Source organism: Streptomyces sp. NPDC004838 (genome assembly GCF_053600955.1).
Map to the genome: position 1 here is coordinate 205,685 of NZ_JBSGAW010000005.1, position 21,163 is coordinate 226,847.

Sequence of the window (21,163 nt, forward strand, 5' to 3'; positions counted from 1 at the left end):
GGAGGAGTCGGCATGTCAGCGAAGAACACCGGTGGAGACGGCACGGTCAAGGTCGCCGCCGCCGTCGATTTCGGTACGCACGGAACGGGATTCGCCTGGGCGCTCATCGAACCGCTGAACGACGAGCCGGAGCACCGGAGGATCAAGTACTCCGACGACCGTCTCGCCCGCGACCACCTCTCACAGGCGAAGAACCTGTCGGCCGTCCTCACGAACTCGGCCGCCGAGGTCGTCGAATGGGGTTTCCAGGCCCGGCACGACTGGATCGACAAGTTGGAGCGGGGACGCACGCACGGGTGGGGCTACGCGACCGGATACAAGATGGCGTTGCGCGCGGACACCGGGGCGCTGGGGGTCGCCCAGGCGCGGGGGAGCGCGGATGTCAGCCGGCTCGACTCGGTGCGCAAGCTCGTGGTCGGCTGCCTCAGCAGGGTGCGCGCCGCCGCCGAGCGGGAGATCACCGCCGCCGGGCCGCTGGCGCACGAGATCCGCTGGTGCGTGACGGTGCCGGCGATCTGGGACGAGGACGACCGGCAGTTCATGCGCGAGGCCGCCGTCGACGCGGGCTTCCCGAACGACCCCGACCGGCTTCTGCTGGCCATCGAGCCGGAGGCCGCGGCCATCACCGGCTACCTGAGGCTGTGGTCGCTGATCGACGGCACCGGCCGGAAGGAGCAGGTGCCGCTCACGAGCGCCGGTACCCGGTTCATGGTGGTGGACTGCGGCGGCGGAACGATCGACATCACGGCCTACGAGTCGTTGAAGGACGACGAGGTCCAGCTCGCGGAGACCGGTCAGGCGTGTGGCGGCAGGCTCGGCTCGGACTTCCTCAACCTCGCTTTCCGCACCGAGCTGCTGGCAGACCGGCTCGGTGCGGACATCGTCTCCCGACTGGCCGTCGAGTACCCGCGTGAGCTTCAGCGGATGGACGACATGTGGGAGAACTTCAAGGTCGGCGATCTGATGACCGAGTCCGACGACGACGGGACCGTCCGGCTCGCCGATTCGGCGGTGCTGTATCTCGATGTACCCGGCCCGATCTGGGAGTTGCTGGACGAGGGCCGGAAGCGGGAACTGACGACGGCGGTCGGCCGCCCGTACCGCCTGGTGTTCGAGGCGAAGGAGGTCCAGCCGCTCTTCGACGCGTTGACCGAACCGATCCTGGAACTCGTCGACCAGCAGCTGACCGCCATGGAGGAGGCTCCGCGCCAGGCCGGGAACGGCGGTGTGCCGCACGAGAGCCTGCTGATGGTCGGCGGCTTCTCGCGCTGTGGCCTCCTGCGGGACCGGGTTCACCAGCGGTTCGGGAGCCGGATCCGCGTGCTGTACCCGGAGCACCAGGCTCCCGCCGTGCTGACCGGTGCCGTCCACATCGCGTACGACCCGGGCATGGTCGTGTCCCGGCTGGCCCGGCACACGTACGGGATAGAGCTGGCCACGCCGTGGGAGGAGGAAGACGGCGCGTCCCGGCGGACGGTGGTCGACGGCGTGGCGATGTGCGAGGAGCGTTTCAAGGTGCTGGTCAACCGGGGCCAGGCGGTCCAGATCGACGAGTCGGCCGAAATGTCGGTCGCGCCGCTCACTCGCCGTTCCAAGCGGATGGCGATCAGGTTCTTCCGGACCATGGCGGCCCGGCCCCGCTATGTCGACGACTCCGGTTGTGAGCAGATCGCGACGATCCTCGTGCCCCTCCGCCGTCATCACCGCAAAAGCGAGGACGGCTTCACGCTCAAGTTCTACTTCGGCAAATCGCAGATCGAGGTCGAGGCGATTGACGACAAGACCGGCGAGTCCACCCGCGGCACGGTCGACTTCCGCCGGATGCACTGACCGCTTCCGAAGACACAGGGAACCGGCACCACGACGGCCCCGAACCGGGGCCGGTGAGCAGAAGGAGGCCACGAGATGCCTCAGAACGGCAAGAGCGGGCGACCGTCCACCGGCGGAGGACCGTCGGGGCCGACCTCCCGGACGTATCTGACACGGCAGGAACTGGAGGCGGTGGAGATGTTCGAGACGCTGAAGTGGATGATCTGGGGTAGGGCCGAGACGCTCGACCAGTTCGAGCAGATGAACCAGAGTCTCGACTCGATACACCAGGAGTTGACGAGGACCACGTCGAAACTCGACGACGTACAGAGGCAGTTGTCCGTGTACCGGGAGAGGGTGGACAACCTCACGAGCAGGATCGTCGAGCTCACGGACGACCAGTTCCCCCACCACTCCGCGATCGCCGATGAATGGCAGCAACTGCTGACCGGCCGTGCCCTCGCCCACCTGGTCGAGAAGGCGGTGGCCATGGACGAGGCACCGAGCCGCGTCGGGTCCGCTGGAGCGGATGTGACCGGCGGAGCGGGATACTCCCCGGAGGCACATCTTGTGCGGATGTGGCGAGAGGCCGAACTGACCCGCCGCTGCGCGGAGTCCCTGATCCAGGGGGAGGAGATCGACCGGCCGGCCCTCGCGAATCTGCTGCGACTGTCCGAGCAAGGGAACGACCCTCAGAGGTGGGAGGAACTGGACAGACTGGTGGCCAAAGCCGTCACGCTGCACCAGAATGCGAGCCATCTCAGGGTGCGGCCCGAGTTCGACTTCAGGGCGTCGTCCGCCAAGGCCGACACCGTGACGCTCTACTCACCGGAGTGCGGCTACGACAGGCCGGTCGCCCTCGTGGTCCTTCCGGCCTACCGGATCGAGGACAAGCGGCTGAGCCTGCCGACGGTCATGACGGCCGTGCCGCCCGGAGGAGTGCGATGACCGTCATGGATCTGCGGATCCTCGCCGAACAGATCCCGCTCGCGGGTGACCGGGCCCTCGCGGAGATCGTCAACAGCACCCAGACCGCCGCCCATCTCTCAGGCTTCCGGGCGCGGGAGGGATTCTTCCACCGCCGCTGGTCGCGGCTGACCGGCGCCGACCGCAAGCGCGAGGTACAGAGCGCACAGGCCCTCGCCCACGCACAGCGGCTGACCGTCGACCTGGTCCGGGACCTCGGCGAACACCTCTCCTTCACCAGCCTCAATGTCGCTTTGGTCGCGACCCGCCTGGACGAACTCGCCCAGGAGACCGAGGACAGCGGACTGCTGGCCCGCCAGAGCCTGGCGGAGGTGTCCGAACTGGCCTCGGTGGTGACCTCGTTCATGGACATCACCACCCGCCGACTGTCGGCGGTCGAGCAGCGGCTGGACGAGCACTCCGCTCTGCTGGACGCCCATGGCACCGCCCTGCTGGAGCTGGAGCGCCGGCTGGTCCACACCGAACTCTGGCAGGTGTCCCGTGACACGACCGACATCCTGCTGCGCCGCTGGCGGACCCAGGGGATCTACCGAACGCTGCCCTGGCCCTGCCAGATCATGCTGCTGGCACGCCAGTTGGCTTCCGGCAAGGCCGGCGAACACGAGTCGGCGGTCGGCGACAGGGGGTGGCGCGAACGCCTCGCCGAAGAAGCGCTCGCCGACGACGGCCTCGCAAGGCTGCGGGAAGAGCTGGGGTGGCGGGAACGGCTGCCGCTGAGCACGCTGCTGGAGCATGTGCTGAACGAACTCCCCAGCGAGGAAGACCGGTTGATGGTGGCCGAGCTGCTGGGTTCCGGACTGCCTCCGGCACTGCGGCCGCCGCACCGGCCGCTCGGCCATGCCGTGGCCCGTACGCTGGAGCGCTCGGTTCTCCAGCCCTCCGAGTCGCGGGACGTGGTGATCCGGCAGGCCCGGCAGGACACCGTCCGGGAGTGCCAGAGCCAGCCGGGCGCGATGACCGTTCAGGAGTTCGTACGCTGGGCGGTGGACGAGCAGGCGGACGCGGCCCGCGCGGTACGGAGCCGCCTCGGACACCGGCCGCCGGAAGACGAGAAGGCGGATGCGCCGCCGTCCCTGGCCCCGGCCGACGGTCCGGAGGAAGCCCCTGCCGGACCCGTTCCGCCGGGCCGGACGCTCGGACGGACCCTCTGATGGCCGGGCACGGACCGGACCGGGAAGCGCCGGAGGTCTTCCGCAGCACCCCGGCACAGGCCCCGGCCTCCGCGAACGAGAGTGACCCGCCCGACGACAGCCCCGACGAAGACGGCGGGGAGATCGCCGGGCTCATCGCCCGTTCCAGGGCGCTCCAGAACCGCCCGGTCCCGCCGCCGCCGACCCGTCGGCCGGTACGGCCGCCACTGCCCACCGCGCCGCCTCCCCGGCACCGGATCGGTCTCGTCCTGGCCGGCGGCGCGGCCAAGGGCGCGTATCAGATCGGCGCGGTGCAACGCCTCGCCGAAGCGGGAGTCGAACTGACCGCCGTCGCCGGGACCAGCATCGGCGCGCTCAACGCCGCCGTACTCGCGTCGGCCCCCGATCTGTCCACGGGCGTGGTCCGCCTCTCCGAGGCATGGGAGTGGTTCACCCAGCGCTTCGGAGACGGGCCCTTCGGCGACCCGGACGGCGTGGACGAGGGCTTTGTCGCGCAATTCGGCAATCTCGCGCCCCGTCTGGTGCGGATGCTCGGCAGGCGGGGTGATCTGGAGACGTTGGTGCGCACCGCCGTGGACCCGGACGCGGTACGCGGCGGCATCCCGTGCCGCGTGGCGGTCTACCCGGTCGGCGTGCCCATTCCGCTCATCTTCTTCCGACTGCGCGCCGCGCAGACGGCCGGCCAGTTCCTGCGCCGCGCGGTGGGCGTCCGCTCGCGCATGGTCGAGCTGAACACCCTGGCCGACCAGGAGATGCTGGACACGGTGCTGGGGAGCGCCGCGCTGCCGTTCCTGTTCCCGCCGCGCAGCGCGGGCGGCTCGTACTACCGTGACGGCTTCCTCGGGGGTGACAACACGCCGATCCGCGCCCTCGCCGACATCGATCACTGCGACATCGTCATCGTGGTGCATCTGACTCCGGGCGAGACCGTGCGTCCGAAAGAGCACAAGAACCTCACCCTGCTCCAGGTACGGCCCGAGACCCCGCTGACGCCGTCCGGCCCGCTGGGCGGGGTGAGCGGACCGCTGGACTTCTCACCGGCCCGCTCCCATGTCCTGCGCCGACGCGGATACGAGGACACCGGAGCCCTCATGGACGAGTTGGACGCGCTCCTGCGCAGCGTGGCGAACGTCCGGCACAGCACCGGACTGATGGCCGAGCGGGTGCAGCGGGTCCTCGACAACTCGCCGGGGCGGCAGGGCGATCAGGAGCGTGAGTAGTCGTGACCGGAGAGCTGTGGAGCTTCACGTCATTCCCCGGCAGCAGGGTCAGGGAGGGCGGCCTGCCCCCACTCATAGTTCCCCTCGGACACTGAAGCGTTCGACGAGCGTCTTCAGGGTGTCGAAGGCGGGCTTGGGAGAGTAGTCATCGGTGGTGAGCCCGAATTGATGGAACAGTCCTGTTTGGGTGCTGTCGGCGTCTCGCAGCGCGAAATGTGTGTAACCGCTCAGGTGGAGTCGCTTCGATTGGGCGGCGATCGCCTTCACCACGGTCTCGACGACGTCAGCCTGCCGGTGCGGGTGGCGATCGGGTCCGGTGGGCCAACCGTGTTCGGTGATGTGCAGCGGTAGGTGTCCCAATCCGGAGGGCGCCAGCACCGAGTCACGGTGGTGGCGGAGCAGTCCTTCGACAGCGTGCGTGAGGTCGGACGCGTCAATGGGCTGGAAGACGTCGGGAAAGAAGTCCAGGCCCACGTAGTCCAGATCGGCGATGAAGTCCTCGCCGCCGCGGTCGGTCAGGTCGGTGACGAAGGAGGCGGCCGGACCGAAGAGAGGAGTCGTGTTGAATCCGGCCCGTAGGTCTGTGTACCCGAGTTCACGTGCGCGCGCTTTGACGGCGGAGACCCCACGGACGATCGCCTCGCGCACCGCCGGATAGTAGCCGTCCAGCGTCGGGTTCGACGTGACGTTGGGCTCTTCCGCCACTTGCAGCGTGCTCGTGACCGCGCCGTACTGCTCGACCAGTCCGCGCAGGAAGTCGCAGTAGCCGTCGACGTCTCCGACTGTGGACTGGTACTGCGCCACCAGGTCCAAGCGGCGCCCCCTGATGGCGTATTGGGCCGCGTCGGCCGGCGTCGCGGTCGGGTGTGGCTCGCCGAGGCGGGTGGCGTCGTCGAAGCTTATGTAGGCGCGTACCAGGAACGGGCGGTCTGGTCGGCCCTGGAGGCGGTCGAGTGCACTCGATACGAGGGCCGGGTCATCGGGCGGGCCACTGGCCAGGCCCCCGGTGTCATCACCGGCGACTCCGCCCGGGTAGATCCCGAAGAGCATGCCGTCATGCGCTGTCGGTGTCACGCGTTCGATTCCTTTCGGTTCGGCGCTTCAGGGGGTGCGGAGGTTGTCGCCGCATCGGTCGGCCACGTCAGTGAGCCGGTGCGGATGTCGTCGATGACCGAGTCGATCCATGCCGTCTCGGCGCGAGCGAGACACAACGCGTATTCGGCTTCGATGACGTGCAGGCGGGGTACGCCGGCGGCCAGGGCCTCCGTGAGTCGTTCTTCATCGGCTGCCGTGCGCTGCCGGAGGCGTTGGGCACGCTCGGCCAGGGCCTCCCCCGCACCGCTCACCCCGAGGGCGCCGAGATAGGTGACCGCGCCCAGGAACTGCGAGAACTCGCGCTCCGGGTTGCGGATCTGGGAGTCCAGCCGTCGTACGAGTTCGTCGCGGCCCTCTTCCGTGAGGGCGTAGACGGTCCTCTCCGGACGGTTTCCCAGGCGCTGCCGGCCTTGCGAGGCAAGCCATCCCGCTTCGGTCAGGGCGGCGACGGTGTTGTAGAGGGTGCCTCGCGTGATCGCGGCCGCGTGGTTGTCGCTGCGATTTCGCAGTTCGGCAAGCATCTGGTGCGGGTGCGAGGGCTGTTCGAGCAGGAGACCCAGCACGGCCAGAACGATCGGATTGTCGAGAACGCGACGCGGCATAGTCGAACTCTATCAGTCTAAATAAACCATTAGACCCTGGCGAGGCCACGGCAGTCACAGAGCACTGCACGCCACCTGGCGGTAGCGATACGAGAACAGGGCCTCGCCGGGGACCGGTCACGACCAGGACCGGCAGGAGGAGCCGTCGGCGACGGCGAGCAGGTTGGAGCCGTGTCGCAGACGTCGGCGACGCGCCCGTGATGGTCGTCGGCGAGGGGTTCGCCTTCCCGGACCCGGGCCCCGGTCTCCCGGAAGTTCCGTGCGGGTTCCGGGGTTTCCGCTCCGCGGCACCGCGGGCTCGCGTTCCATGATGTCCGGCCGAAGTTCGCACCGACGTACGAGAGAACCCGGCCTCGCGTGGAGGGGGCGGGCATCGAAACGGCGGACGGAGTCGGAGCACCACCCCCTGACGGCACGACTCCCGTGAACCGACGCTTCGAGCCGCTCCGAGGTCTCCCGACCACGACGATTCGTCGATCGAGAGGGAACTCGGCATGAAGATCGGAATGAAGAAGCGAGGCAGGTCGCGGATATGGCTCGGCGCGGCCCTGGCGGCCCTGATGTCGTTCGCGTCGACACCGGGCGCCGCACAGGCCGACTCCGGACGTCGTTGCTCAGGGGGCTACGCGGCCATCACCTTCGACGACGGCCCGACGGACAGCACGACCGCGTATCTGATAGGCGCTGCGTGACGCGGGACGGGTCAGGGCCACGTTCTTCGTGACCGGCACGCTCGCCCAGGCACAGCCGGACGGGACCCGGCGGATCGTCGCCGAGGGCCATCAGATCGGTAACCACTCCTACACCCACCCGGACCTCGTCCAGCTCGACGCGCCTACCGCGTTCGCGGAACTGCGCGACACCAGCCGGACCGTCCGGGCTCAGACGGGCCGTGCGCCGACACTCTTCCGTCCGCCGTTCGGGAGCACCGACGCACGGACTCGGCAGGACGCTGCCGGACTCGGGATGACCGAGGTGATCTGGACGGCCGACACGGTCGACTGGAGCGGCATCTCCACGGACGCCATCGTGGCGAACGCCCTCACGGTGCGGCCGGGCGGCATCATCCTGCTCCACGACGGCCTGCAGACGACGCTCGCGGCCATCCCGAAGATCGTCGAGGGACTGGCCGAACGCGGTATGTGCGCGGGCAGGATCGTCTACTCGGCCACGCCGGTCCAGGCATGGCCGGGCCTGACCTTCCACGCCAAGGCCGCGCGCTGGCAACGTAGCGGTCCCGGCCCCGGCAGCGGAACCCTTGACGCGAACGCGAACGCGATCCGCCGCGTCGTCCGCCGCGGCCCCCTGACCGCGCCGTCGGCCGTACGGGCCCACCCGCCCGTGCGGTCTGCGGCGGGCGGCCTCGGAGCGAGGCGCGTCGGGCCGCTCGTCCGGCACGAACCCGCCCGCGCCCAGCAGGCCCGGCAGGCCCGGCGGAACCCGTTGGCGCACCGGTCGTCGCAGCCGTCACCCGGTGGCTCCTGGCTGCCCCTGGCCACGGAGTGACGGCACCGGCCACCGCCCCAGGGCTCCGGTCCCCCTGCCACAGAGGTCGCACGACCTGCGCCGACAGACACAATCAGGCATATCGCCATGAATCCGTCCGGGTTTGGGGACTGTGTCCGTAAGACACCCCGGTACGGAAGAATGTGCGCCGATGACCGACAGCGCCACCGCCCCCCAGCCCCGGCCCGACGGATACGGCCCCTTCGCCCATCTCACCGTGCAGAACACCGCGCTCTACCGCCAGGTGATGCGGGTGTTCGTCGGCGCCAAGGAGCGGTTCGCCGTCCATCTGCGGCCCGAGGACGTGTACGCGGCCCTGCCCCCCGACGTGCGTCCCGCCGAGCCGGACGCCGTGGTCAAGGCGCTGGACAGCCTCGTCGGGTGGGGAAACCTGCGGGCCGACCCCGACACCGCACGGGTCACCGCCGTCGAGGACTTCTACCGCAAGCGGTTCATCTACCAGCTCACCCGTGCGGGAGAGGCGGCCGAGGAGGCCCTCGCCGGATACGACGAGGCGCTCGGCCGGCGCGGAGCCCTCCAGGCGGTCGCGCTGCACGACATCGTCACCCAGCTGCGGGCCCTCCTCGTGCTCTCTGCGGAGGAGGAGCCCGACCCCGCCAAGACCCATCTCGCGCTCGACGCGCTGGCCAGCCGTTTCGGGGCCCTCGCCGACAACGCCCGCGCCTTCATGGGGTCGCTCCAGCGCACCATCGACCTCCACGAAGCGCGGGAGGAGGTCTTCCTCGGCTACAAGGACCGGCTCATCCAGTATCTGGAGCGGTTCATCCAGGACCTGATCACCCTCGGCGGGCGCATCGCCCAGCTCATCCTGGAGCTGGAGGCGGGCGGTCGTATCGAGGTCCTGCTGCGCGCCGCCGCCGGACGTGAGGCGGCCGACGCCGCGCCCGAGGAGGCCGGGCACGCCGAGCAGGAGGCGTACGCGCGCTGGGCGGGCCGCTGGGACGGGCTCGCGGCGTGGTTCATCAGCCGGGACGGGCGCGAGTCGCAGGCCCGGCTGCTGCGCGGCCGGGCGCTCGGGGCGATCCCCCAACTGCTGGCCGTCGTACGGGCGCTGAGCGAGCGCAGGGCGGGCCGCTCCGACCGGTCCGCCGACTTCCGTACACTCGCCCGCTGGTTCGCCGAGGCCCCCGACGACGACTCCCGGCACCGGCTGTGGCGTACCGCCTTCGGGCTCCATCCCGCGCGGCATCTCTCCGTCGACGCCGACACCGTCGCCGCCCGCGCGGCCCGGCCGGTGCCCGCCGCCACGTCCTGGGCGGCGGCCGAACCGCTGCGGATCAGCCCCCAGCTCCGCCGTACCGGAAGCTACGAGCGGCGCGGCAAGCCCAGGAAGGTCGAGGACCGCCGGGAGCGGCTGCGCCACCTGGCCGAGGTGGCCGCCGAACAGGCCGCCGAGACCGCGGCGGCCCGCGCCCGGCTCGTCACCGACAAGGTGACCCGCCTCTCCGAGCTGGGCGAACTCGACCCGGCGGCCTTCGGGCTCTTCCTCCAGCTGCTCGGCGACGCCCTCGCCACCTGGCGGCCCGGTATGCGGCGGACCGTGGCCACCAGCAACGACGGCTCCATGGAGATCCGGCTCAGCGCGCTCGCCGACGGTGTCACGGCGCGGATCCACACTCCTTCGGGCGTCTTCCACGGACCCGATCACCTCATCGAGATCGTCGATCTGACGGCGGAGGCCGCGGAGGGAGGGCACGCCCGATGACCACGATCCCCACAAGGCCCGCGGACGGCCTCACGCACCCCGAGGGAGCGCCCGCAGCACCCCCGGAAAGCCTCCCAGTGCCTGCGGAAAGCCCCACAGCACCGGAAAGCCCCGCACGCCCCGCACACCCCACAGACAGGAGGGTCCACCCGTGACACCCGTGCCACCCGTGACCACTCCGCTCGCCGAGGTCCTCGACGGACAGCACGCCGCCGACCTCCGCAAAGCCGCCCGCGCCCTGCTCAAGCAGCCCCTGCTGCTCTCCCGCGGCCGGTACGCGGACGAGTTCCGTCTCGTCCGCCGCCACTCATCCGAACTGCGCGAGTGGTTCGACCGCAACACCGGCTGGTCCCTCCACACGGACGCCGAGGCCGCCCGGCTGCGCAAGATCCCCGGCCTCCTCACCGACCCCACCCACCCCGCCCGTGAAGCCAGCCGTGCCGCCTCCCCGTTCACCCGCCGCCGTTACGTCCTGCTCTGCCTCGCCCTCGCCGCCCTCGAACACGGGGAGGCCCAGATCGCCCTCGGCCGCCTGGCCGACCAGGTGGTCATCGACGCCGCCGACCCCAAGCTCGCCGAGGCGGGGATCCGGTTCTCCCTGGACCGCCGCGACGAACGCCTCGACCTCGCGGCCGTGGTGCGCCTCCTGCTGAGCCTGGGGGTACTGCGGCGGGTCGCGGGCGACGAGGACGCGTACGTCAGCGGCGCGGGGGATGTGCTGTACGACGTCGAGCGGCGGGTGCTGGCCGGGCTGCTCGCCACCCGGCGCGGCCCCTCCACCGTGCTGGCCGAGAGCTTCGGCGAGCGGCTGCGCGAACTCGTCGCCGAGACGGCCCTGGACAGCGACGAACTGCGCTTCCGCGCCATGCGGTGGCATCTGACCCGCCGTCTCCTGGACGACCCGGTCCTCTACTACGACGAGCTGACCGACGCCGAACTCGCCTATCTCACCCGTCAGCGCGGCTTCCTCACGGCCCGGATCACCGAACTGACCGGGCTGGTCGCCGAGGTCCGGGCCGAGGGCATCGCCATGGTCGACCCCGACGACGACCTCACCGACCTACGGATGCCGGAGCAGGGCACCCACGGCCACATCACGCTGCTGCTCGCCGAGCATCTGGCCGCCGCGCCCGGCCCGGTCACCACCGAGGAGCTGGCCCTGCGGGTCCGCGAACTCGCCGCCGAACACGGGGGCTTCTGGGCCAAGTCCGCGCGCGAACCGGGCACCGAGGCCGAACTCGCCGAACAGGCCGTCGTCCGGCTCACCGCCCTCGGGCTGGTCACCCGCACGGCCCGCGGGGCGACGCCGCGCCCGGCCCTGTCCCGTTACGCGGTCGGCGAGACCGTCGTCCGCGAACCCGGCACCGTACGCACGCCCGCGCAGCGAAAGGCACCGCAGCCGTGACCACCAGCCACCCGCAGCCCCCTGCCGACCCATCCGCCGAGCGGGCCGCCGGCCCGTCCGCCGACGCCCCCGCCGACGCCCCCGGCGGCGCGCTGCCCGCACCGCTGCGCTCGCGCTGGCAGCCTCTGCGGATCGGGCTCGTCGACCTCTTCCACTACGACGTGGAGGAGTTCCGCTTCCGGGACGGACGGCTGTTGCTGCGCGGCAACAACGGAACCGGCAAATCCAAAGTGCTCGCCCTGACCCTGCCCTTCCTCCTCGACGGCGATCTCGGCTCGCGCCGCGTCGAACCGGACGGCGACCCCGGCAAGCGGATGGAGTGGAACCTGCTCCTCGGCGGCGAGCACCCGCACCCCGAACGCCTCGGCTACACCTGGGTCGAGTTCGGCCGCCGTGACGAGAACAGCGGCGAGGAGCACTTCCGTACGCTGCTGTGCGGGCTGAAGGCCGTCAGCGGACGCGGTATCGCCCGCCACTGGTACGCGGTCACCAGCAGGCGCGTCGACCACCGGCCCGAGGCGTCGCCCGCCCGGACCCTCAGCCTGCTCGACGCCACCGGCACGGCCCTGACCCGGGACCGGCTCGCCGAGGCCATCGGGGAGCACGGCATGGTGTACGACCAGGCCAGGACGTACCGCAGGGCCGTGGACGAGGCGCTGTTCGGGCTCGGCGAACAGCGTTACGGAGCCCTGGTCGACCTGCTGATCCAGCTCCGCCAGCCCCAGCTCTCCAAGCGCCCCAACGAGGCCGCTCTCTCCCGTGCCCTGACCGAGGCGCTGCCTCCCTTGGACCAGGCGGTCATCGCCGATGTGGCGGAGGCGTTCCGCTCGCTGGACGAGGAGAAGGGGGAGCTGTCCGCCGCCGTCGCCGCCGAGCGGGCCGCCGCCGCCTTCCTGGACCACTACCGGCGCTACGCCAGGATCGCCACCCGCCGCCGCGCCCGCCTCCCGCGTACCGAGCACTCCCGCTACGAGCAACTGCAACGGGACCTCTCCGAAGGGCAGAACGAGCGCGCGAGGGCCGAGGAGGAACGGGAGGCGGCCGAGCGGCGCATCGCCGCGCTGGACGAGACCGAGGTACGGCTGCGGGCCCAGGACACCACCCTGCGCGAGGGCCCCGAGATGCGGGACGCGCGGGAGTTGGAGCGGGCGGCCCAGGCGGTGGAGGGCACGGCTCAGGCCCTGCGCCGGGCAGTGGACGACCGTGACCAGGCCGCCGGTCACCACACGCGGGCGCTCGGGAGGCTCGGCGCGGCCGAGAACCGGTCGCGCGCCGCCGCGCGACTGGTCGAGGACACCTTCGACCGGGCGCGGGAGGCGGCCACCGCCGCCGGAGTCGACCTGCCCGCCGAAGGCATCACGGCCCCCGCTGACGGGACCGCGGCCCCTGCCGACGGCACCACGGTCCCTCCGGCCGCCCGAACCGACGCTCCGGCCTCCGGGGCCCCGGCCCCCACCCCCGCCGCCGCCAGAACCGGCCTGCCCGCCGCCCCCGCGCCGTCCGAGCCCGAACTGCGCCGCGCCGTACAGGAGTCGGTGGACCGGCGGCACCGCGCGCTCGCCCACGCGGAGGGCCTGGCGGAGACGGCCGAGCGGCTCGCCGCCGAGCGCCGCGGCGAGGCCGTACGGGCCGACGAGGCCGGAGTCGAACTGGACCGGACCGCCGAGGCGCATCTGCGGAGCGAGGAGGCCGTCGCGGCGGCCGGGCGGGCGCTGCTGGACGGCGTACGGGAACGGGCCCGCGCGTGGACCGAACTCGCCTACCCCGACCCGGCCGGGCTGCTGGACGAGCTTCAGGAGTGGACCGGACGCCTCGACGGCCCCTATCCGGCGCGCGTGCACGCGGCACGGGCGCACAGCGCCGCGTCGGCGCACCTCGCCGACCGGGCGGCCGAGGCCACGCGGTGCCGCTCGGAGCTGACGGCCCGGATCGAGGGTGTACGGAGCGAACTCGCCGCGCTGGAAGGCGGCGCGCGCCGGGGGCCGGAGCCGCCGCCGACCCGCACGCCGGGGCTGCGCGAGCGGTTGCCGGGAGCGCCGCTGTGGCGGCTGGTGGACTTCGAGGGCGGGCTGCCGGAGCCGGACCGCGCCGGTCTCGAAGCGGCCCTGGAGGCGTCCGGGCTGCTGGACGCCTGGGTGCTTCCCGACGGCAGCGTCCTGGCCGCCGACGGGCAGGGGTACGACGTGCTGCTCGCCCCGGCGGCCGGGCCGGTCGCCGGGGCCTCGCTGACCGGACTGCTGCGCCCGGCCCTGGACCACGGGGACGCGCAGGCCGCGGCGGTGGGCGAGGAGACGGTCGCCCGGCTGCTCGCCGCCATCGGGGCCGACGCGGAGAGCCGGGCGGGGACCTGGGTTGCGCGGGACGGCCGCTTCCGCGTCGGCGCGCTCACGGGCCGGTGGGCGAAGCCGGTCGCCGAGTACATCGGCGAGGGCGCGCGCGAGGCGGCCCGACGGTTCCGTATCGCCGAACTGAACACCGAACTCATCGCTCTCCAGCACGAGTTCGCGGCGGTCGCCGCCGAGGCCGAGGAGATCGCCGCCCGCCGCCGTACCCTCGACGCCGAGTTGGCCGACGTACCGGACGAGGGCGCTCTCACCCGTGCGCACGCCGCCCTGACCGCCGGCGCCGAGGCCGTGCGACGGGCGCGCGTGCGGCGCGAGGAGCGCGCCGCGGCCCTCGCCGAGGCGGTCGAACGCGCCGAGCGTGCGGCGGCCGAACTCGCCGGGACCACCGCCGACCTCGGTCTGCCCGCCGACCGGCCCGGTCTGGCCGCGGTGCGCGACGCCCTCGGCTCCCTCGCGACCGTCCTGGCGGCCCTGTGGCCCGCGCTGCGGGAGCGGGGCGAGGCGGCCCGCCGGGCGGATGAGGAGCGTGCCGAGGCCGGGCAGGCGGCGGAGCGCGCCGAGGAACTCGCGCTCCGCGCGCGGGAGGCCGGGCGGGAGGCGGCCGGCGCGGACGAGCGCCACGCCACCCTGCGTTCCACGGTCGGCGCGGCCGTCGCCGACCTTCAGCGGCGGCTCACGGAGACCGCCGAGGCCCTGCACGCCTGCGAGAGGGACCGGGGGCTCGCCCGGCGGCAGCACTCCGATGCCGAGAAGGCGGCGGCGCGGGCCGAGGGGAGCATCGGGCAGTTGGAGAAGGGCCTCAAGGGCGCGGCGGCGGCGCGCGCCGACGCCATCGCGGCGTTGCGCGGCTTCACCGCCACCGGCCTGATCACGGTCGCCCTGCCGGAACTCGCCGTTCCGGACCCGGACGACGGCCCCTGGGCGGCCAGCCCCGCCATCGCGCTGGCCCGCGCCATCGAGGCGGGCCTGTCGGGCGTCGACGACTCCGACGGGGCGTGGGAACGGGTGCAGCGGCGGCTCAGCGAGGAACTCAAGACGCTCCAGGACACCCTCTCCCGTCACGGGCACTCGGCCTCCGCCCGGATGGTGGAGGAGGGGATGGTCGTCGACATCGTGTACCAGGGCCGGGAGCGGGGCGTACCGGAACTCGCCGAGGCGCTGACGGCCGAGGTCGCCGAGCTGACGCGGATCCTCTCCGCCAGGGAGCGGGAGATCCTCGAAACCCATCTGATCACCGAAGTCGCGGGCACGCTCCAGGAGTTGATCGGCACGGCTGAACGGCAGGTGCGGGACATGAACGCCGAACTGGACGATCGCCCCACCTCCACCGGCATGAAGCTCCGCCTCGTCTGGCGGCCCTCCCGCAGAGCCCCCGCCGGTCTCGCCCGCGCCCGGGAGCGGCTGCGGCAGTCGGCCGACGCCTGGACGCCCGCCGACCGCGCGGCCGTCGGCGAGTTCCTCCAGGAGCAGATCGCCCGGCAGCAGAGCGACGACACCGCGGGCAGTTGGCTCGAACACCTCACCGCCGCGCTCGACTACCGCTCCTGGCACGAGTTCGGCGTCGAGCGGCACCAGCACGGCCGCTGGGTCCCCGCCACCGGACCCGCGTCGGGCGGTGAGCGGGTCCTCGCCGTCTCCGTGCCCCTCTTCGCCGCCGCCTCCTCGCACTACGCCAGCGCGGGCAGCCCCCACGCGCCGCGCCTGGTCACCCTCGACGAGGCGTTCGCGGGGGTGGACGACGACTCGCGCGCCAAGTGCCTGGGCCTGCTGCACGCCTTCGACCTCGACGTGGTGATGACGAGCGAACGGGAATGGGCCTGCTACCCGCAGGTGCCCGGCATCGCGATCGCCCAGCTCTCGCGGATCGACGAGGTGGCGGCGGTCCTCGTCACCCGCTGGGAGTGGGACGGCACCGCCCGGACCCGGCGCGACGACCCCGTACGGTCCGGGCACACCGTTCCCGGACCGCGCGCCGAGACCCCGGCCGGTCAGGAGCGGCTGCGGCTCTGACGCCCGCGGCCGCCCGGGTACGAGCGTGGCCCGGCCGCCCGCAGCCGGACCGGAACGCCATTGGTCCGACACTCGCCTCCCACAGGGGCTCCCGTGGAGCTGACACCGACCGTCCCACCGGCGCCCCGTGGAGCTGACACCGGCCGTCCCACGGGGGCGTCTGTGGCGCATGCAGAAGATCCACGACGGACACGCCACCGTAGCCGTCGGCGGAATCCCGGGAAACTGGCCTGAACCGTTCGGAATGGGCCGCCGGAAATGCCCCCGACCATCAGCCCCGAACCTGTTCAGCGCTTTGTGCACCACTGGCCATGGATCGACGTGATCACCGGCGCGATCCAGCGACAAGTGAATTTTCGGGAGTCATCGGGGGCCGACTCGCGTTACCGAACGGGCACTTCGGCCCATTTCGGCAAACTGGGGGACATTCCCCCGGCAGGGTCGTCAATGAGTCGGAATAAAGCGCTGCACCTGGATCGCTCAGAGCCAGGCCGGAAAGGCAGAGTGCGGCCTCGCGAAGTGGCATTGATCTGCAAGAAAAGGGTTTCCGCGAGTTTCCGGACGACGCAGACCGGCCCCGGCCATCCCCAGCCAGCTCCGGCCAGTGCGGACTTCCCATCACTTGACAATTTCCAGGTGTCGCCAATGCTCGTCCGATGACGCTCCCCCTCGACGTCCACCAACCGCTTACTTCGGTCGGCGCTGCCACCTCGGGACCTGAATACCTCCATGAATCCCCGCATAGCCGTTCCGCGACACCGTCTGCCCGTCTGGCTGATCCCCACACTGTGGACCCTCGCCCTCGGCTCATGGGGGCTGTCGCGGCAGCACAGCGTCTGGCGGGACGAAGCGGCGACCTGGCAGGTGGCCGGCCGGTCAACCGCCGAGATCTGGCATCTGCTGGGGCACGTCGACGCTGTTCACGGGCTCTACTACCTGCTCATGCACGGCCTTTTCGAGTGCTTCGGGCCCAGTACCACAACGCTACGGCTGCCCTCCGTCCTCGCCATGGCAGCGGCGGCGGCGTGTGTGGCCCGAATCGGCCACCAGCTGGCCGGTTTCTGGGCGGGTCTGGGGGGAGGGCTGGCGTTCGGACTCCTTCCGGCCGTGCAGTTCCACCTGCAAGAAGGCCGACCGTACGCGTTGGTCGCGGCTGGGGCCGGGATCTCAACACTGCTCTTGGTGACCGCAATCAAAGGGCAGTACCACAGGCCGACGCTCTGGACGACATACGGCGGCGTCATACTGTTATGCGGGCTATTGAACTGGTTATCGCTGCTGATACTGCCCGCTCACCTGGCGACCTTGGTCTGGACGCGGTCCCGACGCGGGACACTGACAGGCTGGGCGGGGGCCTCCGCAGTTGCCACAGCGTGTGTACTGCCGCTGATCCTGTTCAGCCGGGGTCAGTCAGGACAGATTTCCTGGATACCGCCGCTGTCCTGGCACATGATGATCGGCCCGGCAGTCCTGCTGGCGATCGGCATTGTCGGGGCCTTGGTGGACCGGCGGCGAGTAGGCCGGTTATCGGTGGCGGCCGTCGGGCTACCCCTGCTGGCGGTGCCGCAGATCGCCCTGATCGGCATCTCCCTGATCCAGCCGATGTTCTTGGAACGGTACATCCTGTTCAGCCTCCTGGGTCTGACGTTGCTGATCGGGACGGCACTGGGTGCGGTGGTACGAGCGGCGGCGCCGAAGTTCCCCAGGGCATCAGCATGGATTCTCCCCGTGGTGACTGCCGCGGCGATGACGGCACTGCTGCCGCAGTCGTTGGCCAAGCGGTCCCCGGCAAGCCGGGTGGACGATGTACTGGCCGTTGCGGCCGACGTGCGGCAGCTCAAGAGGCCCGGAGACGCGGTGCTCTTCGTACCGGCAGCGCGGCGCGACACCAAGTTGGTCTCCCCTGACGCCTTCACCGGTCTCGAAGACGTCGCCCTGGCGGAGAGCGCGGAGGCGTCCGGGACCCTCAAGGGCGTGGAAGCACACCCGGCGCGGATCAGAGCCGTGATGCTGACACATCCGGAGATACTGCTGATCACGGATGCGGCGGAGGTGGCGACACCCGTCTCGGCCACCGGAGACAAGGTGAAGCTCTCCGTACTGAACGAGTACTTTGCGGTAGTGGCGGACGAGCAGGTCCGCGGTCGGCGGGTGACGGTGTACCAGAGGCTCGAACCCTCTGGATCCCGAGCCCGATCCTTGCCGACTTCGGCTCGTCCGACCCGGTCGGCGGCCACCAACCGACAGGAGCAACCGTGGACCTCACGCCCGACGCCGAGGTGGACACGGCCCGGCTGCGCCGTCTTCTCGGGGATCCCGGCCTCGCCTGGCTGGTCGAGCGGGCGCGGCAGCGTCTGGAGCGCGGGCAGCCGCTCACCGGGCCGGTCTCCCTCGGTACGCCGACCGACGACCAGCGGGCCGCCGTCGAGCGCCTGTTGGGCCGGTCTCCGGGGCGCGGGCGCTCCCTGACCGTCCGGCTCGACGCGGTGGACGACGTCCTGCGCCGCTCGGGCGTCAGCGCCCGGGGCCTGGGCCCGGCCGTGATCGCGCTGACCGGGCCGGTCGTCCCGCGCGACGCGGCGCGCGAGGCCGAGGAGCGCGCGTGGCGGGAGGCGTACTCCGCCCTTGACGCCCTCGTGGACCGGAGCCCGGACCTCGCCCCCTGGGCCGCGCGGCTCCGCGACGACGGTCTGGTACGGCGTCTCGCCAGAACGCCCGCCGCCGCCCGCGAACTGCTCGACCGGGTCGCCACCGCTCTGCGCGTACTCCCTTTGGACGAGCCGGAGTCCCTACCCGCCTTCGCGGCCCGGCTCCTCGGCGGTGCCCATGCCCTGGACGACGGAACCCCGCTCGCCACGCTGACGCTGTCCGGGGTCCGGGCGCTGACCGGCTTCCCGGACGGCGGCGGGGCCGAGTGGCGGCGGCAGGCGTGGGCCTCGGCGGGGCTGCTCCGCGACGAGCTGTCCTCGACCGTCCTCACCCTGAACCTCCGCGGCACGCCCGCCCTGGACTGGCTGGCCGACTCGGGCGAACCGGCCGTGCTGACCCTGCGACAGCTCATGCGCCATCCGCCCGCCGCCTCCGACCGTGGATCCGGCCGCCTGGCCGTCCGGATCTGCGAGAACCCCGCCGTGCTCGCCGCCGCGGCGGACGCGTACGGCCCGCGGTCCGCGCCGCTGGTGTGCCTCCAGGGCCAGCCGTCCGCGGCCGCCCTGACCCTCGTCCGCCGTCTGCACGAGCAAGGGGCCACGCTCCACTACCACGGGGACTTCGACTGGGGCGGGCTGCGTATCGCCGCGGCGCTCCGGCGTCACGTCCCCTGGCGTCCCTGGCGGTACACCGCCGCCGACTACCGCGCGGCCGTGCTCGCAGGCGACGGCGGTCCGTCGCTGACCGGCCGGCCCGCCGAGGCCCCTTGGGACCCGGATCTTCCCCCGGCCCTCATGGAACTGGGCGTCCGCGTCGAGGAGGAGTCGGTGCTCGGCACGCTCCTCGCCGACCTGCGCTGACGGCGGGCCGCGCGGTCACACGCCCGGCACCACGGTGACGGATCCGATGTACTCCTGGGTCTCCGCGTCCGGGAGGCGTACGGACTGGGCCCAGTAGTACACGACCAGGCTGAACGCGGTGACGATCACCATGTCCCACCAGAGCGGAATCGCGTCGGTCGCGCCGCAGGACGCGGACGACGCCGGCCCGGTGCTGCAGAAGCCGCCCTGCCAGGAGATCACTCCCATGCCGACGAGGTACACCGGCAGCCACTGCGCGGACCACCAGTCCATGTGCGGAACCCTCGGGTTGAGCTTGAGGAGCGCGGAACCGCCGAGGAGCAGATACCCGATCACGATCGCGACCCCGAGCCGCCACAGGGTGTCCCAGCCCGACCAGTAGATGATCAGATTGGACACGACGAAGGCCACCGGGGCCCAGAACAGCCCGCCGGGCAGACGGTACGGGCGGGGCCGGTCGGGATCCTGTTTGCGCAGGCATCCGAGGGCGAGCGGCGCGCCCGCGTACATGAGCACGCTCGCGGAGGTGACGAAGCCCACCAGCTTCTGCCAGGTCGGGAAGGGCAGGAACACGATGAGTCCGACGATGAAGGTGAACAGCAGGCTGAACCAGGGGACGCCACGGCTGGTGGTGCGTTCAAAGAGGACGGGGACGTAGCCGTTGCGGGAGAGGCCGTACGAGACCCGTGACGCGGCCGTGGTGTAGATGAGGCCCGTGCCGGAGGGTGAGATGACGGCGTCGATGTAGAGGATCGTGGCGAGCCAGCCGAGCCCGACCGAGATGGCGAGCCCGGCGAAGGGGCCGGTCTTGTCGGCGAAGGTGAGGTCGGCCCAGCCGTTGACGAAGGCGCTCTGCGGCAGGGCCCCGATGAAGACCACCTGCAACGCCACGTAGATGAGCACGCCGAGCAGGATCGAGCCGATGACCGCCAGCGGGATGTCACGGGCCGGATTGCGGCTCTCGCCGGCCAGTTGGTCGGCCTGTTCGAAGCCGAGCAGCGCGAAGATGATGCCGCCGGTGCTGATGGCGGAGAGCACTCCCTGCGCGCCGAAGGGGGCGAAGCCCCCGTAGCCGAAGTTGCCGCTGTGGAAGGTGGTCGCCGCCAGGACGATGATGGTGAACACGGGGACGGCGATCTTCAGCCAGGTCGCCACGCTGTTGGTGTGGGCGAGCCATCGGATGCCGAAGAAGTTGACGACGACGAAGAACGCCATGAAGGCGACGGCCAGCCCGTATCCGGCGGCGGTCAGCTGGTTCTTCCCCGTCTGCACCCACTCGGCGTGAACGCTGAGGTAGTTCAGCGACGCCATGACCTCGATCGGGGCCGTGGCGACGGCCTGCAGCCAGGAGAACCAGCCGAAGGACGCGCCCGCGACGCTGCCGAAGGCGTAGTGCGGGAAGCGCGCGGTGCCGCCCGCGACCGGGTACATGGCCCCCAGTTCCGCGTGGACGAACGCGAGGACGATGATGGCGAGGGCCCCGATCCCCCAGGAGACGAGGGCCGCGGTACCGGCCGCCTGCGCGGCGAAGAGCGCGCCGAACAGCCACCCGGATCCGATGATGGATCCCTCGGAGGTCCAGATGAGGCCGATCAGCCCGATCTCCCGCTTGAGTCCGGGGTTCCTGGGCGACTCGGGCGCGACCGCTTCGGGCATCTGAACCCCTGTTCCGCTGAGGACGAGTCACGGACGTCGATAGGCGTCCACGGGACGTCCCCACGATGTCCGGGCGGTCGGCGGAGCACGCGGAGACGTGCGGGGCTTGCGCCACACGGGTCGTCCGCGCACCCGGAATGCA

At 71.7% G+C, this 21,163-nt stretch carries 13 protein-coding genes and 1 pseudogene; 11 read left to right on the forward strand and 3 right to left on the reverse strand.

Annotation, left to right across the window (positions count from 1 at the left end; genetic code table 11):
- The first annotated feature begins 12 nt into the window (after window positions 1-12).
- The 4 genes from ACWEFL_RS08455 to ACWEFL_RS08470 all read left to right on the forward strand — a co-directional run bounded on the left by ACWEFL_RS08455 (window position 13) and on the right by ACWEFL_RS08470 (window position 5,167).
- The gene (locus ACWEFL_RS08455; RefSeq protein ID WP_451709295.1) at window positions 13-1,830 is read left to right on the forward strand and encodes a hypothetical protein; all 1,818 of its coding nucleotides are present in this window, start codon (window positions 13-15) and stop codon (window positions 1,828-1,830) included.
- Window positions 1,831-1,905: 75 nt separating this feature from the next.
- Window positions 1,906-2,757, forward strand: a complete 852-nt coding sequence (locus ACWEFL_RS08460) for a hypothetical protein (RefSeq protein WP_451709298.1) — start codon at window positions 1,906-1,908, stop codon at window positions 2,755-2,757.
- Window positions 2,754-3,947 (forward strand): hypothetical protein, encoded by a 1,194-nt coding sequence (locus ACWEFL_RS08465; protein WP_451709300.1) that lies wholly within the window; start codon window positions 2,754-2,756, stop codon window positions 3,945-3,947. The genes ACWEFL_RS08460 and ACWEFL_RS08465 overlap by 4 nt, the downstream gene beginning before the upstream one ends.
- Complete coding sequence (locus ACWEFL_RS08470; protein ID WP_451709302.1) at window positions 3,947-5,167, forward strand: patatin-like phospholipase family protein; 1,221 nt, start codon at window positions 3,947-3,949, stop codon at window positions 5,165-5,167. The genes ACWEFL_RS08465 and ACWEFL_RS08470 overlap by 1 nt, the downstream gene beginning before the upstream one ends.
- Before the next feature lie 72 nt (window positions 5,168-5,239).
- Here the strand turns inward: ACWEFL_RS08470 and ACWEFL_RS08475 are convergent, their stop codons facing one another.
- Together ACWEFL_RS08475 and ACWEFL_RS08480 are read right to left on the reverse strand one after the other, a co-directional pair.
- Window positions 5,240-6,217, reverse strand: a complete 978-nt coding sequence (locus ACWEFL_RS08475; protein WP_451709492.1) for a hypothetical protein — start codon at window positions 6,215-6,217, stop codon at window positions 5,240-5,242.
- A gap of 20 nt (window positions 6,218-6,237) precedes the next feature.
- Window positions 6,238-6,864 (reverse strand): PadR family transcriptional regulator, encoded by a 627-nt coding sequence (locus ACWEFL_RS08480; protein WP_451709305.1) that lies wholly within the window; start codon window positions 6,862-6,864, stop codon window positions 6,238-6,240.
- A gap of 494 nt (window positions 6,865-7,358) precedes the next feature.
- Between ACWEFL_RS08480 and ACWEFL_RS08485 the strand changes: the two genes are divergently transcribed.
- The 7 genes and pseudogenes from ACWEFL_RS08485 (at window position 7,359) to ACWEFL_RS08515 (ending at window position 19,365) form a co-directional block, all read left to right on the forward strand.
- Window positions 7,359-7,556, forward strand: a complete 198-nt coding sequence (locus ACWEFL_RS08485; protein WP_451709308.1) for a hypothetical protein — start codon at window positions 7,359-7,361, stop codon at window positions 7,554-7,556.
- Window positions 7,557-7,584: 28 nt separating this feature from the next.
- Window positions 7,585-8,370 carry a polysaccharide deacetylase family protein gene (locus ACWEFL_RS08490; RefSeq protein ID WP_451709311.1) on the forward strand — a complete coding sequence of 262 codons (786 nt, stop codon included), beginning with the start codon at window positions 7,585-7,587 and terminating at the stop codon, window positions 8,368-8,370.
- 151 nt (window positions 8,371-8,521) lie between these two features.
- A complete protein-coding gene (locus ACWEFL_RS08495) occupies window positions 8,522-10,096 on the forward strand; it encodes a TIGR02677 family protein (RefSeq protein WP_451709313.1) in 1,575 nt (524 codons plus the stop codon).
- Window positions 10,097-10,265: 169 nt separating this feature from the next.
- Window positions 10,266-11,501 (forward strand): TIGR02678 family protein, encoded by a 1,236-nt coding sequence (locus ACWEFL_RS08500; protein ID WP_451709495.1) that lies wholly within the window; start codon window positions 10,266-10,268, stop codon window positions 11,499-11,501.
- The gene (locus ACWEFL_RS08505) at window positions 11,498-15,856 is read left to right on the forward strand and encodes a TIGR02680 family protein (RefSeq protein WP_451709315.1); all 4,359 of its coding nucleotides are present in this window, start codon (window positions 11,498-11,500) and stop codon (window positions 15,854-15,856) included. Before ACWEFL_RS08500 ends, ACWEFL_RS08505 begins: the two co-directional genes overlap by 4 nt.
- Before the next feature lie 729 nt (window positions 15,857-16,585).
- Window positions 16,586-18,025 (forward strand): annotated as a pseudogene (locus ACWEFL_RS08510) (glycosyltransferase family 39 protein); the annotation flags it as partial.
- Between the two features lie 110 nt (window positions 18,026-18,135).
- Window positions 18,136-19,365: a TIGR02679 family protein gene (locus ACWEFL_RS08515; protein ID WP_451709497.1), complete on the forward strand. Its 1,230-nt coding sequence runs from the start codon at window positions 18,136-18,138 to the stop codon at window positions 19,363-19,365.
- Between the two features lie 15 nt (window positions 19,366-19,380).
- Here the strand turns inward: ACWEFL_RS08515 and ACWEFL_RS08520 are convergent, their stop codons facing one another.
- On the reverse strand, window positions 19,381-21,021 hold the full coding sequence (locus tag ACWEFL_RS08520) for an APC family permease (RefSeq protein WP_451709318.1): 1,641 nt from the start codon (window positions 21,019-21,021) through the stop codon (window positions 19,381-19,383).
- Between the last annotated feature and the right edge of the window lie 142 nt (window positions 21,022-21,163).

What these genes read in the sequence shown, in the direction of transcription:
- ACWEFL_RS08455 (WP_451709295.1), top strand. Translation starts at nt 13, where the DNA reads ATGTCAGCGAAGAACACCGGTGGAGACGGCACGGTCAAGGTCGCCGCC.
- ACWEFL_RS08495 (WP_451709313.1), top strand. Translation starts at nt 8,522, where the DNA reads ATGACCGACAGCGCCACCGCCCCCCAGCCCCGGCCCGACGGATACGGC.
- ACWEFL_RS08480 (WP_451709305.1), bottom strand. Translation starts at nt 6,864, where the DNA reads ATGCCGCGTCGCGTTCTCGACAATCCGATCGTTCTGGCCGTGCTGGGT.
- ACWEFL_RS08470 (WP_451709302.1), top strand. Translation starts at nt 3,947, where the DNA reads ATGGCCGGGCACGGACCGGACCGGGAAGCGCCGGAGGTCTTCCGCAGC.
- ACWEFL_RS08460 (WP_451709298.1), top strand. Translation starts at nt 1,906, where the DNA reads ATGCCTCAGAACGGCAAGAGCGGGCGACCGTCCACCGGCGGAGGACCG.
- ACWEFL_RS08465 (WP_451709300.1), top strand. Translation starts at nt 2,754, where the DNA reads ATGACCGTCATGGATCTGCGGATCCTCGCCGAACAGATCCCGCTCGCG.
- ACWEFL_RS08475 (WP_451709492.1), bottom strand. Translation starts at nt 6,217, where the DNA reads ATGCTCTTCGGGATCTACCCGGGCGGAGTCGCCGGTGATGACACCGGG.
- ACWEFL_RS08520 (WP_451709318.1), bottom strand. Translation starts at nt 21,021, where the DNA reads ATGCCCGAAGCGGTCGCGCCCGAGTCGCCCAGGAACCCCGGACTCAAG.
- ACWEFL_RS08485 (WP_451709308.1), top strand. Translation starts at nt 7,359, where the DNA reads ATGAAGATCGGAATGAAGAAGCGAGGCAGGTCGCGGATATGGCTCGGC.